This is a genomic window from Streptomyces sp. NPDC047079 (assembly GCF_040643755.1).
Taxonomy (GTDB): domain Bacteria; phylum Actinomycetota; class Actinomycetes; order Streptomycetales; family Streptomycetaceae; genus Streptomyces.
Window position 1 is genome coordinate 1 of the sequence record NZ_JBEYUZ010000036.1, and the last position, 15,136, is coordinate 15,136.

14 protein-coding genes and 5 pseudogenes are annotated in these 15,136 nt (G+C 68.6%); 8 read left to right on the plus strand and 11 right to left on the minus strand.

Annotated features, from left to right (window positions below):
* Together ABZ823_RS28225 and ABZ823_RS28230 are read left to right on the plus strand one after the other, a co-directional pair.
* Window positions 1-627: pseudogene (locus tag ABZ823_RS28225) on the plus strand (transcriptional regulator); the annotation flags it as partial.
* Window positions 628-636: 9 nt separating this feature from the next.
* Window positions 637-1,194 (plus strand): XRE family transcriptional regulator, encoded by a 558-nt coding sequence (locus ABZ823_RS28230; protein ID WP_361665679.1) that lies wholly within the window; start codon window positions 637-639, stop codon window positions 1,192-1,194.
* Between the two features lie 91 nt (window positions 1,195-1,285).
* On the opposite strand, the gene ABZ823_RS28235 is transcribed toward ABZ823_RS28230, so the two are convergent.
* Entirely contained in the window at window positions 1,286-1,777 is a 492-nt protein-coding gene (locus ABZ823_RS28235) for a hypothetical protein (RefSeq protein ID WP_361665680.1), read from the minus strand.
* A gap of 327 nt (window positions 1,778-2,104) precedes the next feature.
* Here ABZ823_RS28235 and ABZ823_RS28240 point away from each other — a divergent pair.
* A pseudogene (locus ABZ823_RS28240) lies at window positions 2,105-2,278 on the plus strand (transposase); the annotation flags it as partial.
* Here ABZ823_RS28240 and ABZ823_RS28245 read toward each other — a convergent pair.
* A complete protein-coding gene (locus ABZ823_RS28245; RefSeq protein ID WP_361665681.1) occupies window positions 2,241-2,657 on the minus strand; it encodes a DUF6233 domain-containing protein in 417 nt (138 codons plus the stop codon). The pseudogene ABZ823_RS28240 and the gene ABZ823_RS28245 sit on opposite strands and share 38 nt — an antisense overlap.
* A gap of 29 nt (window positions 2,658-2,686) precedes the next feature.
* Between ABZ823_RS28245 and ABZ823_RS28250 the strand changes: the two are divergent.
* Window positions 2,687-2,788, plus strand: a pseudogene (locus tag ABZ823_RS28250) (AraC family transcriptional regulator); the annotation flags it as partial.
* On the opposite strand, the gene ABZ823_RS28255 reads toward ABZ823_RS28250, so the two are convergent.
* Window positions 2,786-3,928 carry a hypothetical protein gene (locus ABZ823_RS28255; RefSeq protein WP_361665682.1) on the minus strand — a complete coding sequence of 381 codons (1,143 nt, stop codon included), beginning with the start codon at window positions 3,926-3,928 and terminating at the stop codon, window positions 2,786-2,788. The pseudogene ABZ823_RS28250 and the gene ABZ823_RS28255 sit on opposite strands and share 3 nt — an antisense overlap.
* Before the next feature lie 12 nt (window positions 3,929-3,940).
* On the opposite strand from ABZ823_RS28255, the gene ABZ823_RS28260 reads away from it, so the two are divergent.
* The 3 genes and pseudogenes from ABZ823_RS28260 to ABZ823_RS28270 all read left to right on the plus strand — a co-directional run.
* A complete protein-coding gene (locus tag ABZ823_RS28260; protein WP_361665683.1) occupies window positions 3,941-4,762 on the plus strand; it encodes a Mu transposase C-terminal domain-containing protein in 822 nt (273 codons plus the stop codon).
* Window positions 4,759-5,001 (plus strand): hypothetical protein, encoded by a 243-nt coding sequence (locus ABZ823_RS28265; protein ID WP_361665684.1) that lies wholly within the window; start codon window positions 4,759-4,761, stop codon window positions 4,999-5,001. Before ABZ823_RS28260 ends, ABZ823_RS28265 begins: the two co-directional genes overlap by 4 nt.
* Window positions 5,002-5,066: 65 nt before the next feature.
* Window positions 5,067-5,375, plus strand: a pseudogene (locus ABZ823_RS28270) (AAA family ATPase); the annotation flags it as partial.
* 402 nt (window positions 5,376-5,777) lie between these two features.
* On the opposite strand, the gene ABZ823_RS28275 reads toward ABZ823_RS28270, so the two are convergent.
* Both ABZ823_RS28275 and ABZ823_RS28280 read right to left on the minus strand, forming a co-directional pair.
* Window positions 5,778-6,332: a GNAT family N-acetyltransferase gene (locus tag ABZ823_RS28275; RefSeq protein ID WP_361665685.1), complete on the minus strand. Its 555-nt coding sequence runs from the start codon at window positions 6,330-6,332 to the stop codon at window positions 5,778-5,780.
* A 143-nt stretch (window positions 6,333-6,475) separates the two neighbouring features.
* Window positions 6,476-6,748: a hypothetical protein gene (locus tag ABZ823_RS28280; protein ID WP_361665686.1), complete on the minus strand. Its 273-nt coding sequence runs from the start codon at window positions 6,746-6,748 to the stop codon at window positions 6,476-6,478.
* A 61-nt stretch (window positions 6,749-6,809) separates the two neighbouring features.
* Between ABZ823_RS28280 and ABZ823_RS28285 the strand changes: the two genes are divergently transcribed.
* A protein-coding gene (locus ABZ823_RS28285) for an IS5 family transposase (protein ID WP_361665709.1) occupies window positions 6,810-7,609 on the plus strand; the annotation gives its coding sequence in 2 pieces (ribosomal slippage) (window positions 6,810-7,145 and window positions 7,148-7,609; 798 coding nt in all).
* Window positions 7,610-7,839: 230 nt separating this feature from the next.
* On the opposite strand, the gene ABZ823_RS28290 is transcribed toward ABZ823_RS28285, so the two are convergent.
* The 6 genes and pseudogenes from ABZ823_RS28290 to ABZ823_RS28315 all read right to left on the minus strand — a co-directional run bounded on the left by ABZ823_RS28290 (window position 7,840) and on the right by ABZ823_RS28315 (window position 14,978).
* Window positions 7,840-9,096 (minus strand): amidohydrolase, encoded by a 1,257-nt coding sequence (locus ABZ823_RS28290; RefSeq protein ID WP_361665687.1) that lies wholly within the window; start codon window positions 9,094-9,096, stop codon window positions 7,840-7,842.
* A 92-nt stretch (window positions 9,097-9,188) separates the two neighbouring features.
* A complete protein-coding gene (locus tag ABZ823_RS28295) occupies window positions 9,189-9,986 on the minus strand; it encodes a TRIC cation channel family protein (RefSeq protein ID WP_361665688.1) in 798 nt (265 codons plus the stop codon).
* Window positions 9,987-10,490: 504 nt separating this feature from the next.
* Window positions 10,491-12,362, minus strand: a complete 1,872-nt coding sequence (locus tag ABZ823_RS28300) for a TerD family protein (protein WP_361665689.1) — start codon at window positions 12,360-12,362, stop codon at window positions 10,491-10,493.
* Between the two features lie 213 nt (window positions 12,363-12,575).
* On the minus strand, window positions 12,576-13,019 hold the full coding sequence (locus ABZ823_RS28305; RefSeq protein ID WP_361665690.1) for a DUF3761 domain-containing protein: 444 nt from the start codon (window positions 13,017-13,019) through the stop codon (window positions 12,576-12,578).
* 543 nt (window positions 13,020-13,562) lie between these two features.
* Window positions 13,563-13,772: a hypothetical protein gene (locus tag ABZ823_RS28310; RefSeq protein WP_361665691.1), complete on the minus strand. Its 210-nt coding sequence runs from the start codon at window positions 13,770-13,772 to the stop codon at window positions 13,563-13,565.
* Between the two features lie 57 nt (window positions 13,773-13,829).
* Window positions 13,830-14,978: pseudogene (locus ABZ823_RS28315) on the minus strand (IS256 family transposase).
* Between the last annotated feature and the right edge of the window lie 158 nt (window positions 14,979-15,136).

Sequence of the window (15,136 nt, forward strand, 5' to 3'; positions counted from 1 at the left end):
TGGGTCCGGTACGAGAACGGCCGCTATCTGGACGGCTGGTACAACCGGCTCCGGGACGCGTACCTGGCCACGATGGCCGACCTCGGCGTGCACGCGGACATGGAGCCGGCGGACTTCCTGGCGGCCATGGACGGCTGCAAGGAGCGCGATGCGCAGCTGGCGATCGTCGTCTCGGCGATCAAGGCGACGGTCAAGGGCGGTCTGGGCAAGCTGCGCGAGCGCCCGCGTGGTGAGGGCTGGCGGCCGGGCGAGCCGTGGCGGGCTCTGTCCCGGCCGACGTGGCGGCCCGACATCCGCGCGGCGGTCATCTCCCGCACGCGGATCAACCTGCACCGCAAGATCGTCAGGCATGCGGCGTTCACCGGGCAGTACCCGGTGGCGATTCTGTCCGACTGCGTCGTCTACGCGGCCAACGGTGAATCGCCGCTGGACTTCCTGCCCTACCGGGACGGCAAGCCGCTGCCGGGCGGCTTCAGGCTCGGCATCAACCCGGGCCTGGTCAAGCACGAGGGCACCCAGAGTGTCCTGTGGGGCGAGGAGGTCCGCGAGCGGTTCAACGCCCCGGAGCTCAACCTCGCCCGGTACATCAAGGACGGCACCGTCACCGACGTCGACGACGGGGAGTAGGAGAGGGCGATGACCATGTTCGGGGACGGCCTGGACGCCGCGGTGCGGAAGGCGTTCACCCGCCCGGCGCCGAAAAGCGCGCCCGCGCAGATGCGGTACCTGGTCAAGCAGCTCAAGGGCACCAAACCGGTCGCCCAGATGCTGCGGATCTCCCAGCGCACCGTCGAGCGGTATGTGAAGGACCAGATCAAAAAGCCGCGCCCGGACCTCGCCGCCCGCCTGGAGGCTGAGGTGAACAAGCGGTGGCAGCCGCAGATCCGCACCAGGGCGCGCCGGAGGGCGGCGACCACCGACGGCATCGTCATCGACACCCGAGCCCGCATCGGCTACACCGCGCCGATCGGCTCCACCGACGAGGACCGGCTCCGTCACCTCACCGTGGCGCTGCCGCCCCGCTACGCCGCCCGTCTCTTCGAGGCCCAGGAGCAGGGCGCCACCGAGCAGCAGATGCGGGAGATCGCCGCGGAAGGGCTCAAGGAGATGTACTTCCAGGACAACGGCCGCCGCGCAGGCCAGCTGGAGGAGGTCCGCTTCACGGACATCGAGCACTTGGAGTTCGACCTGTAGCAGCCCGTGCCCCGAACGGCCCGCGAGCCCGGATGTGACTGAGCCCTTCACTTGGCGGGTGAGCGGTTGAGTGTCGGCGGCAGGCCGGGCTTTACTCCGGCATGCGGGCGGAGTCCTCATGCCACGAGGTGCCAAGATCGCGGCGCATGGCCACCTGTGCTTTCTCTGCCGCCGCGAGATAAGCATGCAGGTGCCGACCGAAGTCCGGGGTCTGTCTGCCTGCGCCAGTCGCGACCACGTCACGGAGGTCGCGGACCCTCCAGAATGCCTGATTGGCCGAATCCATAACCTCCCACGGGGCAATCAGGGCGATTTCGTAGCGCAGTGGGTACAAGTTACCCGATGCGAATACTTCGTGGGCTGCCGGCTGCGCCTCCTCTGCCGGACGCCCATCGCGGGCGAGCACATTCAGCCGTTGGTACACGTCCGACAGCGCCCCCATGAAGGCTGCGTATGTCTGTCGGCGCGTGTCCTCATTGAGAGCCGCACGGTCACGCCGCCAGCGAAGGCGATCAGCAAGAAGCGTTGATCCGACGCCGATTCCAGCGCCGATCAACGTGTTCACAGGGGCCAACCAGTCCATGGGCTGGGACTCTATGGTGATGGCCACTTGGTGGTGAAGGCCGCCAAGTGAAGCTCTAACTGGCCGTTCTCTATCCGTCCGTGTGGTCGGAGGGGTTCGAACAAGGACCTGGTTCGGGTGAGTCGGCCGGTGAGGGCGCATAGAAGAAGGGCCTCTTGGTAGCTCGCGGTTGTCAAGTCCAGCGAGAAGCAAGAGGCCCTGTTGTCGAAGTGTCGCGTGGTCCTGGTCGCCGAGTCCAGTTCGTCCACTCCTGGGTGTGACTGCCTCGCCCATCGGTTCGGGAACGCGGCCGACCGGCCGGGGCGCCGGCCCCGGTACGACTCGGACATGAGCGATGCGGAGTGGGCACTGGTGCGGGATCTGCTGCCGGTGCCGGGATGGCTGGCGGGCCGGGGCGGCCGGCCGGAGGGCTGCTGCCACCGGCAGATGATCGAAGCGGTGCGCTACCTCGTCGACAACGGCATCAAGTGGCGGGCGCTGCCCGCCGACTTCCCGCCCTGGCCGCGGGTGAATGCCCTCTTAGCGACCTCGACGGCAGCGAGGTGACGCTTCCCGACGCTGCCACTGGTCTTCCAGCGGCACGACGGCCGTCACATCGTCTGGGAGCACCTGGCCGACGTCCTCCTGACGGGACCGGCTGACGCCACGGCAACGCCCGACTAGGGCTGGTCAGCGTGCTGGCGTCCCACGACGGCCGCCTGCGCCCCCCGGCGTTCGGCCCCGGGTTCTCCACGGCACTCAGCGCGTGCTCCACATCGAACAGCGGCGCGCCGTGCGGCGCCTCTTCGCAGTCCGGCGTGTGCAGCACACCCCGAGCCGGGCCCCGCCCCTCACGCACCTTTGCCAGCACCCACCCCGAAGGCCGGCGCTCCCCGAGCACCTCGCGGACCGCCGACTTGGGGTAATGACCGCCACATTGAGCGTGCGAAGGCGTTGTCAAGGTGCAGCGACCGGACCGTCACCGAAGCGTGCATGGAGATCGGATGCACCTCGCTCGGCTCGTTCAGCTCACCGGGCGTGCCGGTAGGCGACCACCTTGTAGTCACTCAGGTCCGTGTCCGTGTCGTCGGCGTTGTAGAGGAAGAGGCCGTAGCCGGCGAAGTCACCGAACGGCGTCACCTCGTACCGGTCGGCCCTGACCGTTCCGGTGGCGATGTCCACGACCACCGGGGATCGTTCCTCCGAGTCGTCCACCGGGAGGGTGCTGCCGAAGGCGGTGCCGTCGTCGGTCATGCCGTCAAAGTCGACGGCCTTGGTCTGCGCGGTGTCCCCGAAGCAGCGGCCGGTGCCCTTCTCCAGGTCGAATGCGGCGTCGTCCTGGACGAGGTAGCGCTCGTTCGCGGACAGCGACGCGCTCTTGGCGGCGTCCTCGTTCCGGTGGAACGCGTCCGCCGTGCAGTTCACCTTCGCCCGCACCTTGCCGGTCGCGGGGTCCAGGACGGCGAGGGTGTCCTGCGTGGCCCCGTCGTCGTGCCATAGGGCGAACAGGGCGGTGCGGACCGGGGTCATGAAGAGCTTGTTCTCGGATTCGGTGGTCAGGGCGCCGCCCGACCAGACGCCGGGAACCCAGTAGTGGGCCTTGGGCTGCTCGTCCGTGGCGAGCAGCGGTCCACGCGAGGTCACCGCGACGGCCTTGGTCGACGCGAAGCGCAGATGGCACTCGTCGGCCGGGGGCTTCATCTTCGTCAGGTCGAAGGACTTCGTCGCCCCGGTGGCCGGATCCACCGTCGCGATGGTCTGGTCGCCGAACCGCACCAGCAGGCCGCCGCCCCCGTCGGTGACGGTGCCTTCGCCCGGCAGTTCGAGATGGTGCGCCAGCGTGACAACTCCTGAGTCCGCGTCCTTGGCGCTGAAGATGTCGAGGGTCGTGACGTCCCGGCCTTTTCTGACCGCGTCCTCGCCCGTCGTGCCGGACGACGTGGCCACGAGATAGTCCTGGCCCTGCTCGGTCGTCACGAGGGCCGACATCATGCCGACGCCTTTGACTTTCCGCGTCCACCTCGTTGCGCCGGTGGCCGCGTCCATGACGGTGAAATCGCCGTTGTTCGCGGCCGGCTGGAAGACGGCGACGGCCGCGGAGTGCGGAAGGAAGAGATGGGTCCCCATCATGTCCGATTCCCAGCCGTGGGAGGTGTCGTACACGCTGGGCACGGACAGGCGGTCATGGGGCGCGGACTGACCGTGGGGGACGGATCCGGTCTTTTCTGCGCCGACCGGGGGCTTGTGGGTCTCTCCCGCTCCGTCACCGTGCCCCGAGCCGCCGACGCAAGAGCTGAGCAGACCCGCTGTGACGACTCCCGCGAGGACGTACCTGAGCCGCTGCATGGAGATTCCCCGTTCGACACACGCCGTGACATGTTCTACGGGAGCAGGAGTGTCCCCGACGTTCCCGTGGCCGGCACGGCGCCGGACCGTGATCCCGCGATTTCCAGCCATTCCACGTCGATCAGGAAAGTGCGCCCCAGCTCCCGACTCCGTGCGGAGCAATGGAGTTCAAGCGTCCACTACCAGCTGGTCGAGCTGGAGACGAAGCAGGCAATCGTCCGTACGCCGGGCAGGCGAGAGGGATCCGGCTCGCATGACCGGCCCGGGCCGCTACCACCTGCTGCTCGCAGCCGAGCGGCCGGTGCAGCACGGCTGGTGGTGGAACGAGGACGTCGCGCGACGGTGTCGCTCCACAGCAACATCTACAACGTCGACCCGGCGCTCGTCGGGCGGAAGGTCGAGCTGATCTTCGACCCGTTCGACCTAGCGGAGATCGAGGTCCGCTTCCAGAACAGGCCGTTCGGCCTCGCGGTCCCGCACCGTATCTCCCGTCATGCCCATCCCAAGGCCAGACCCGAGATTCCCGAGGCGCCGCCCGCGCCGTCCACCGGCATCGACTACCTCCGTCTGATCGACACCGCCCGCACCTCCGAGCTCGGGCAGAAGATCGACTACACCGCCCTGATGCCCCGGCAGGACGAGCCCGGCAGGCACGCGTGACCGGCAGCCACCCGGTCCAGGAGCGCGTCTGGCAGCTGGAGGACGCCGAGCACGCCGCCCGCCGGCTGCGGGACCGGGCGCTCGACCTGGCTCTTCGCCTGACCGCGAGCCCCGGCCAGGGGCTGCCGCCCCTGGCCGGGCGGGCCGTGATGCTCGCGCTGTCCTTGCACCGCCGCGCCGAACAGGCGGCTGATGAGCTCGACGACTTCCTCAACTACTTGGAGAGAGGCTCACGTTGACAGACAAGATCCAGGGCTATTACGGGTTCACGGTCATGCCGTTCGGCAAGGACCTGGCCCCGGGGATGCTGCACCGCCACTCCTCCCACGCCCAGGCCGCGGCCCGCATCACGTGGTGCATCGGGGAACGCTGCCTCGGCGTGATCACTGGTGAGGTCGGGGCCGGCAAAACGGTCGCGGTACGCGCGGCCCTCGACGCGCTCGACCACCCGAGGCATACGGTGATTTACCTGCCCAACCCGGCTGTCGGGGGCGCGGGCATCCACCAGGCCACCGTCACCCGCTTCGGCGGCGTCCCCAAACCGCACCGCTCGACCCTGATCCCGCAGGCCGCAGACGCCCTGGCCACCGAACACGCCGAACGGGGCCGGATCCCCGTCCTGGTCATCGACGAGGCCCATCTACTCGATCACGAACAACTCGAAGCTGTGAGGCCCGCTGGCCTGCCTGCTGGTCGGGCAGCCCACCCTGCGGCGCACCATCAAACTCGGCATGCTGGCCGCCCTCGACCAGCGGATCGCGACCCGCTGCAACATGCCACCCATGACCAGCGAGGAGACCACCAGCTACCTCGCCCACCACCTCGCCCTCGCGGGCCGCTCCGACACCCTGTTCTCCGACGACGCGATCACCCACGTCCCGCGGCTATCCCCGCGCCGTCAACAACCTCGCCGTCCAGGCCCTGCTGTCCGCCTACGCCGACAACAAGTCCATCGTCGACGAGTCCTCCGCCCGCGCCGCGGTCGCCGAGGTCACCGCCGAACGACCCAGCATCCTCACCACGGCCAGGCGTCGCCTTGGACACGCGCATGCAGATGCTCGTCATGCCAGCCGTCCGAGTGCAGCAGGGCGCTTCGCATCGTCCCTTCGAGAGCGAACCCCGCCTTCTCCGCCACCCGGCAGGAGGCGGCGTTGGCGACGGAGTGGGTGATCCGGAGACGATGCAGACCCAAGTCTTCCAAGGCCCAACGACTGACGCGGACGATCGCGTCGACCATGGCTCCGCGACCACGGCCGGCGGGGAGCAACCAGTACAGGAACTCGGCACTGCCCCCGTCGAGATCGAAGTCGGCCAGACCGATCAGGCCCACCGGGCTGCCGCCGCCCGGTTCGGCGATCGCCCAAATTGCTGCCTTATCCGTCCGCCAGCGCTTCTCCCAGCGCACGATCCGGTCGCGCGCGTCATCCAAAGACAGCCGCCCCGGCCGATTCCAGTGCTGAACGTCCGCATCCTGGCATGAGTCCGCGAGGACCTTGGCGTCATCAAGGCACCAAGGGCGCAGCTCATAGCCGTTGGCCAGGTCGAACACAGGCTGGTCGGTCTGGCTCATGCAGCCTGGGAGAACAACAGCAGGTATCGGAACGATCATCCGAGCATCATGCCAAAACCTCGACGGAGAGATCGGCACCCCGAGCATCCCAGTGACACGATGAAGATCAACAAGGCCCGTCGGAAGATCCCGGCGGGCCTTCCTCAACCCCGGACATGCTCATCTTGAGTGGCAACCTCATGCTCATCTTGGGCGGCACACAACAGGCTGTTCACCTTGTCCAGGTAGGCGTTGCACGCTGCTGCCGGCTGCTCGCCGGGGACAGAGGGTACAGAGACGTAGAAGCGAGAGACATCGGTGACCGTGGTCTCGGTGAAAGGACACTCCAGCTTCAGCACGTCATCCGGCCGGTACTGGACGCCGCCGCTGTCCGCACCCTGCCGGTCTGCGCAGGACCCATCTCTCTGCCCGTCCACCGCTTCCTCCTTAGACGTCATCTCATTTGGCTGCCTGGGTAGGCTGTCGGTCGTGGTGGGAATCGTTGAGCGGCTGGTGCCGGACGAGTTGTGGGAGCTGTTCCAGCGAGTGGTGCCGGAGGCGCCGGTGCGGCCTCAGGGTGGTGGCCGTCGTCGGCATGGCGACCGGGAGGTGCTGGCCGCGATCGTGTTCGTGGCCACGTCTGGCTGCACGTGGCAGCAGTTGCCGTCGGCGTCGTTCGGGCCGTCGGGTGCGACGGCCCATCGACGCTTCGCCGAGTGGACGAAGGCCAGGGTGTGGGCCAAGCTCCATCGCCTGGTCCTGGACGAACTCGGCTCTCGCGGCGAGCTCGACTGGTCCCGCTGTGTGATCGACTCGGTGAACATGTGGGCCCTGAAAAGGGGGACCTGACGGGCCCGAATCCTGTCGACCGGGGCAAGTACGGCTCGAAGATCCACTTGATCACCGAGCGGACTGGTCTGCCCTCGTCCGTCGGGATCTCGGGGGCGAACCTGCACGACAGCCAGGCCCTGATTCCTCTGGTGAAAGGCATACCGCCGATCCGCTCTCGCCGCGGCCGACGACGGCGCAAGCCGGGTAAGCTCCACGCCGGCAAGGGATACGACTACGACCACCTGCGGCGATGGTTACGGCAGCGCGGGATCACCCACCGCATCGCCCGCAAGGGAGTCGAGTCCTCGCAGCGGCTGGGCCGCCACCGGTGGACCATCGAACGTCCGATGTCCTGGCTCGCCGGCTGCCGCCGCCTACACCGCCGCTACGAGCGCAAAGCCGAGCACTTCCTGGCCTTCACCAGCATCGCCTGCACACTCATCTGCTATCGCAGACTCACCAAATGAGATGAGGGCAGAAGCCCTCCCGTGGAGTGCTTTCTGACTGTTCCGGGAAATCGCCAGGACGCAGTGAGCGGCGGGACGGGGATCCCCGCATCCGTGACCGGCTCGGTGAGCGGCGCGAGGATCTCGGAGGAGGCTGTCTGCGGGCGGCCACGGCCCGGATGTGTGATCCGCCGGCTTCGTGTCTGCGAGGGCGTGGCAGTGACGCTCGGCCGGGAGAACCGCGCGTGCTGTCAGGTGCCGAGCCAGGCGAGGGCTGCGACGGTCAGGGCGCTGACGCCGGTGTCCAGGGTGGGTTGGGTGACGGGGGCGAAGGTGGGGCTGTGGTTGACGGGGATGTCCTGGGCGATCCTGCCGTTCTCGGCGGCCTGGGCATACAGGCCGGGGTCGATGCCACCGATGCCCCAGTAGGTGAACGGCGCGCCGAACGCTTTGGGAATCTCACTCATGTCCTCGCTGGCGGTCTGCAGGTCGATGGTGTGTGCGTCGTCGCCGAAGTGGGCGGCGAATGCCTTGGCGACGCGCCGGGTCGGGGCTTCCTCGTTGACCGTGGGCGGGAAGGAGGTGATCTTCTCGATCCGGGGTGCCTTCGGCGACCGGGAGGCCTCGCACTCGGCCTTGACGATCCGCTCGATCGCGTTCAGGACGTGGGTGCGCGAGGCGTCGTCGTAGGTGCGGACGTTGAGCTGGATGACGGCGCTGTCGGGGATGACGTTGGGGCCGGTGCCGGCATGGATGCTGCCTACGGTGACGACTGCGGGGGTGGTGGCGGCCAGTTCCCGGGAGACGATGGTCTGCAGGCGCACGACGATCATCGCGGCCATCACCACCGGGTCCACCGCGGCTTGGGGCATGGAGCCGTGTACTCCCCGGCCGTGGACGGTGATGCGCAGGCTGTCCGCGGCCGGCAGGAACGGTCCGCAGCGGGTGCCGACGTAACCGGCCGGATAGGGCAGGACGTGCTGGGCGAGGACCACGTCGGGTCGGGGCGTCTTGGACGTCAGACCATCGTTGATCATGGCGTGGGCGCCGTCGCCGTTCTCCTTCGAGGGCTGGAAGAGCGCCACGAAAGTGCCCCGCCAGGCGTCTTTGGCCTGGGCCATCAGCCGTGCACAGCCGATCAGGCAGGCCACATGCACATCATGTCCGCAGGCGTGCATCACAGGCTGCTCGGTGCCGTCCTCGCCGGTGACGGTGAGGGTGTAAGCGTAGGGCAGAGCGGTCTGCTCACGTACCGGCAGGGCATCCATGTCGGCACGGACCATGACAACCGGCCCCTCGCCGTTGGCCAGAACCCCGATCACCCCCGTCCCGCCGATGCCGCCGGTGACCTCGTAACCGAAGCCCCGCAAGGCAGCGGACGCCCTCTTGGCCGTGCGGTGCTCCCGCAGGCCGAGTTCGGGGTTTCTGCGCAGGTCCTTGTAGAGGTCCTCCAGATCGGAGCGGATGGACTGCAGGCCGGCCAGCACCGTGCGGTCGCTGTCGCTCACGGTTCCTCCTTGCGCGAGTGCGACTTACCCCCAGGGCCGGTGGCGGGACGAGCGCGGCGCCGCATCAGCGAGGCCAGTGGGGAACGGGGATGTCAGTCCAGGCCGCTGGGCAGGTTCCAGCCGACGTGCACGGCAGTGAGCCGGAAGACCAGGGCCACGGCGACGCCCAGGCCGATGCCGACCCCGGGAGTCCCGAGGTACGAGCAGAGCACCGTGACCGCGGCGACCACCAGGGCGACGGTGGCATACAGGCCATTGCCGCCGAACACGGCAGGCACCCGGCCGAGGATGACATCACGCAGGGCGCCACCGCCCACAGCGGTGAGGGTGCCCAGCATGACGGCCGGGAGCCAGCCCAGGCCGACCGCCAAGGTCTTGTTGGCACCCGCGACCGCCCAGAACCCGATCACCGCGGCATCGAGCACAGTGAAGAGCCGGGTCCAGGACTGTTCACTGACCCGGATCAGAAAAGCGACCGCGGCACCGGCGAAGGCGACCGCCAGGTAGACGTAGTCGGTCAGCGCCACCGGTGTACCGTGCTGCAGCAGCACATCCCTGATCACACCTCCGCCCAGGCCGGAGACGACGCCGACCACCAAGAACCCGAACAGGTCCAGGCCCGCCGTGCGAGCCACAGCACCACCCAGCAGCGCACACGAGCAGACACCGGCAAGGTCGAGATACCGCGTCACCACATCGATCCCGGCGGGAACCAAAGAAGCCGACATAACAGACATGGTGGGAACCAGGCGAACATAGCCGACATCACACTCTGAGCCGCAAAGGCGAACACCAAGCACGACCGATACCGACAGCACGCCCAATCGCACCGCGGCCTCGCCACGAACGAGGGCCAGCACCACCGGCCCCACCGCCGTCAGATCGACCACGCCGGCAGACGGTCACGCCCGGCAATCCGGCCCTCTCGGCGAACAATCCGCGACGAAGCGGAAGGCGCGGCGAGACCGCTTGAAACCCGTGTGATTTCGAGGTGTGCTGTGGGTGGTAGATCCGCTCTACACGAGGAAGCCGCCGTCCGCGCCGCCGGTTCTACCGCATCACTCACGACGGTGCAGAGCAGGCACGCGAGGCTCTCGCGCGGGTCTACCGGTCGCGCAAACAGCCCCTGCCGGGCTGGGCCATCGCCCGGCCCGGCAGCTAATGGGCGAGCGGCGCCAGTGAACGGTGGCTTGGACATTGCCTACTGGCGACTGTCGTCCCCCAGCGAGTGTGGCGCCTCGAACGTTGACCGCCCTCGCGGGAGAAACGCCGGGCCAGCTGGAGTGGGCATAGCCCCGCTGCAATGCACTACTGCCCCCAGGATCTCGCGCCGGGTTTCGGCGGTGGACGGACGCGTCTTTTGCCAGGACAGGGCCGGCCAGCGTGTCGTCTGGCTATGTGACGTTGACGCCGTGGGCGCGGGCGAGTGCGTCGAGGCCGTCGGCCCAGCCTTGGCCGATGGCGCGGAGTTTCCAGACGGGTTGACCGTTGGTGGTGTGCCGGTACAGCTCGGCGATGACCATGGCGCGGATGTCGGGGTCGGCGGGGGGCTGGAAGGTCCAGGCGGCTCCGGTGGCGCAGTCCATGTACAGGGCTGCGTGGGTCAGGGCGCCGCAGGTCAGGCCGGTGTCGACGTCCATGTTGATGGCGATCGTGACGCGCTGGATGTGGGCGGGCAGGGCGGCGAGGTGGAGGGCTGCGCGTTCGACGGTGTGCGGGCCATCGGTCTGCTTGCCCAGCAGGCGGGCCGCGCCGTGGGCGGCGGAGGGCTGGTTGTAGAAGACGAAGTCCTCGTCGCAGGTGACCTGGCCGCCCGTGTCGGTCAGGAAGAGGGTGAGGTCGGCGTCGGCGCCCGCGAAGCTGAAGGCGATGCGCAGCTCTTGCCAGGTATCCTCGGGCAGCACCAGGTTCTGTCCCGGGGTGAGCGCGGTCGCAGGGGCGTGGCTCGGCAGCGCAGGAGTGTGTGCCGGCGCCGCGGAAGCGGGCGGCGGCGTCAGAGGAGCGGTCTGGCTCTTCCACTCGGCGAAGGGGCGGATCCGGTAGGGATCCGGCAGGGGAGCGGAGGGGGCGGCAGGGATGTTGGCGCGCAGGTCTCCGTCGATGCCGGCCAGGGTCCCATCGCCGGATCCGGTGTCGTCCTGGGCGTGGTCGAGGATGCTTTGCAGGCCGGGCAGCCGGCTGGTGTCCAGGGGCTTGATGGCGCTGGAGAGGTTCCCGGAAGCGGTGGTGGTGACCGAGCAGGCGACGTCCTGGCCGATGTCGAGGAACCGCAGTGCGTCGGTCGTCTCCCGCCACGGGCCCGCTTCGATGGCCTGGCGCGTCCAGCGGCCGTAGGCCACGAACCCCAGACGCTGGGTGTCCGGCAGGCGCGTGAGCACGGCAAGGTCGATGGCGATGATCCCGGGCGCCACGGCGAATGCCTCTTTGAGCGTGGCAACGACGTTCGACCCCATGGACGTGAGCCACCACAAGGTGCGGTCCCGCTTGCTCAGGGCCTTGAGAGTGGGGCGCCCGCTGGGGGTGACTCCGGGTGTCTGGTCGGGCAGCGAGTCGATGTCCTGCTGCCGCATCACCACGGACAGCACTTCCCCGTCGACTCCCACCGCGCAGCCCGCGGCGGGGTTGTCGGAGAAGGCGTAATTCACCGCCTCGCACACAGCCTCCTCGTCGTTGGCGAGCAGCGCCTGCCACCACTGACCGGCATCGGCGGCCAACTCGCTGTGGACGGCCTGCAGACGGGCCTGCTCGGCGGCCAGGTAGGCCGGGGCGTCCTCCTCGGCCCTCCGCTTGGCCGCCGCCCGCTCGGCTCGGGCGAACAGGCCCAGCCCCGCCAGGTGGTGGGCCTGGGCCTCAGCCAGGGCCCAGGCCAGGCCCAGCTCCGGAGGCCCCGGTACCACCGGCGGCCGGGCCGGAGTGAAGGACTGCAGGTGGACACTGGTCGTCTGCCGCCGCAACTCCTTCAACTCGGCGATCGCCGCATCGCGTTCCGCCTCCTGCTGGGCCCGCGCAGCCTGTCGGCGAGCACGCTCCAGCTGCGCTGCTGAGGGGGCAACGGCCCGCGATCGGGTCGTACGGCTCGTGCTGGTACGGCGGCGTCCTCCGCCCAGGGAACTGGAGGCGTAAAACGGGCCCACCCCGGAAGAGATCCGCGTGCCGCCGCTGCCCATGCTGATGCGCGCCGCGCGGGGTCCCACAGAGGTGCGCACGCCCCGGGTCGAGACCCGCACGCTCATCCCCGGCACACCCACACGAAAGCCGAAAGCCATGGTTCCTCTCCGTTCTCCATCTACACGCAGGCCCGCTGTTTTCGACGACGACCGCTCCGCTGCCACATCGCACGCCGGCCGCCCAACACCTGGCCGCGCTCCGGCGGGAACCACCCGTGAGACTGGCGAGCCGACGCGTCTGCCCCGGCGCTGCCCCATTTCCCCCGACCGCAGCCGCAGCGCCGCAGCTCAGCAGCCGCGCTGCGGCGCCTGCTACCTGTAGAAGACGGCGACACCGCCGTGATGGGAGCAGGCTCCCTGGTGATGAGCGGCGTAGCTGTAGGTGCCGTCATTGCACAAGGCGGTGGCCCCAGCCGCGTCAGACGTACCGCCGGAGCTCGACGAGCCGCCCGACGACGAACCACCGCCGCTGCTCCCCGAGGAACTGGAACTTGACTCGTACGTGGCCGCCGACGCGGGCTTGGCCGTCTTGGTAACGGTGACCGTCGGGGCGGGCGCTGCTGCCTTCGTCATGGTGACCGTCGGGGCCGGCGCCGCCGTCTTCGTGGCGGTCGCGGTGACGGTGACCGTAGGGCGCGGGGCGGGACTGGCCGCGCTGGAATTACTACCACCGCCGAACGCGGCACCGACCGCGAGGAGCGCAAAGCCGCCGACCCACACGCGCTTGCGCTTGTGCAATGGGCGGATATCAGGCATGCGGACAGGCTCAGGCGGACGAACAGCCCACGGCCCGGGCTGGTACTGGCTCACGCGACGACCCCCCTGCAACGGACACCCGGGCACACGCCACGGGGCAGTTGAGCACTTTACAAACCCTCCCCAGAAACCGCGCAACCCCCGTACGTGCGCGGGATGCTGGCGGTACCCTTCGACCCGTAGCTGCTCCGGCGGGGGACTTTTGCGACCCGCTTGGATCTGCAGATCGCAGACCGGTTCCGGGCTGGTTGGTGTCGTCCATCCGTACCTGACGCCTCACCCGCCCGCTCTTGCCAGTAGGCGAGGCTTTGGCGCACTACACAGATGTAGAGGTGGTCGGGGTCCAGTACTCGCACCATGTCGCCGACAGGCCGGTTGAAGGCGTCTGCGGCACCCGCCGCATCTTGCCTTCCTTGGGCCAGTGAGCGAGGGTCTGGCGGGTGGCGAGCGTGTCAGGTGGTCGTGCGGAGACCGGCGCGTGCTGCTGGCCAACGCACCCGCACGGCGGGCCAGCGCCGTTTTCCGCCGCGTACTGTCAGCGGCTCATTCGGCTTGCTCCGACGACTGCTCGTCGTTCGCCGGTGTGGCTGTCTGCTCGGCCGAGTCGGGGGCGGTGTAGAAGACGGAGGCGCCCTGCTTGGTGCGCTTGGCCTGGTTCTTGGCCACGAGTCCTTCGAGGGTGGTGCGCACGACGGTGGTCTTGATACCGCGCTCGGGATGCGCCTGGCCGAGTGCGGTGGCGACTTCGGCCACGGAGCGCGGTTCACTCTGGGGTCTGTCAAACGAGCGGTGTAACTGAGGTAGTTGAGGCTACTGGCGGGCTGCCGACAGGCGGCCGTCGAAGGTGATGTCGAAGGCGTTCGGCGCGGTCTTCCAGCGCATGGTCCAGCGGGCCTGGCCCTTGCCCGTGGGATCGAGGGACATGATGGCCATGTAGACGCATTTCAGGGCGGCTTGCTCGTTGGGGAAGTGTCCGCGGGCCTTGACCGCCCGGCGGATGCGAGCGTTCACCGACTCGATCGCGTTCGTCGTGCAGACGATCCTGCGGATCTCGGTGTCGAACCGCAGGAACGGGGTGAACTCCTCCCAGGCGTTCTCCCACAGCTTCACGATCGCCGGATACTTCCGGCCCCAGGAGTCGGCGAACTCGGCGAACCGCTCCAGAGCGGCCTCCTCGGTCGGCGCCGTATAGACCGGCTTCAGAAGCTTGGCGATCTTGTCCCAGTCCTGGCGGGCGGCATAGCGGAAGGAGTTCCGCAGCAGGTGGACCACGCAGGTCTGCACGGTGGTGCGGGGCCAGACCGTCTCCACCGCCTCAGGCAGGCCTTTGAGACCGTCGCAGACGAGCATGAGCACGTCGCTCACGCCGCGGTTCTTGATTTCGGTGAGGATGTGCAGCCAGTGCTTGGCGCCCTCGCCACCGTCACCGGCCCACAGCCCGAGGATCTCGCGCCGGCCCTCGGTCGTGACGGCCAGGGCCACGTAGAGGGGTCGGTTGGCGACCGAGCCGTCGCGGATCTTCACGTGGATGGCGCCGACGAAGACCACCGGATAGACGGCGTCGAGGGGTCGGCTCTGCCGTTCGGCTACCCTCGAGGACCTTGTCGGTGATGGTGGAGATGGTCTGGCGGGGACGTCGGCGCCGTAGACCTCTGCAAGATGGGCCTGGACCTCGCCGGTGGTCAGGCCCTTCGGCGGCCAGCGAGATCACCATTTCATCGACGCCGGTCAGGCGCTTTGCCGCTTCTTGACGATCTTCGGCTCGAACGAGCCGTCCCGGTCGCCGGGCACGGCTATCTCCACCGGCCCCACGTCAGTCAGGACGGTCTTGCAGCGTTTGCCGTTGCGGGAGTTGCCGCCGTCTTTGCCCGCCGGATCACGCTTGTCATAGCCGAGGTGGTCGGTGATCTCGCCCTCCAGGGCGGACTCCAGGAGCCGCTTGGTCAGCTGCTGAAGCAGTCCGCCCTCTGGGGAAAGTCTCGGAGGAGGTCGCTTCTACCGCACTAGCTCAAGGGTGGACGGGCGCGCCGACAGCCCCATTCGACTCAATGCGAGACCTGAAGGCGTATCACATCGGGGATCACGTGTGGTGCACAGCAACAGTCCGGTGGCTGCTC